Consider the following 490-nt stretch of genomic DNA (forward strand, 5'->3'; position numbering starts at 1 on the left):
GTTTTCCAAGATTCTTCAATGGGAGCAACCGTACACTTTGGATACCAACGTAAAACCTTAGTTCCATCGTTTAATGGAAAGACAACGCCAGTTGCAAATTTAGGATATTCTTTTGCTTTTGCAGTCTCAAAAGAAACACCTTTTTTACGTGTTTTAGCAAACATTTTATCTTTTACTTCACGGTTTAAACCAGCTAAGTTAAACGCTAATTCAAATGCTGTGTTTTTTTGGATATTAATAATTTTTTTATTTGACGCCCATTTAACAAAGTTTGAAGACGTAGTAGAAATTGTTAAATCAGAAATATTTGTTTGACCATAAACGATATCCTCATAAGTTGGTAATGTACTTGTTGTTTCATCACCCTTCATCATACAAATAAATAAGTCTTCAATACCCACAGTATATTGAATTTCTTTATTTTCAATTGTCATTTATACCATCCTCACATTCTATCAATTATTCTTTGTGCCAAAATGTCTGCTACCTT

1 protein-coding gene is annotated in these 490 nt (G+C 31.4%); it reads right to left on the reverse strand.

What is annotated here, in order from left to right:
• A partial coding sequence (locus CN288_RS27585) for a phage tail protein (RefSeq protein WP_098303614.1) occupies positions 1 to 434 on the reverse strand: 434 nt, incomplete at its 3' end.
• Positions 435 to 490 lie beyond the last annotated feature (56 nt).

The sequence above is a fragment of the Bacillus sp. AFS023182 genome (genome assembly GCF_002560575.1).
GTDB classification, from domain to species: Bacteria; Bacillota; Bacilli; order Bacillales; family Bacillaceae_G; genus Bacillus_A; species Bacillus_A arachidis.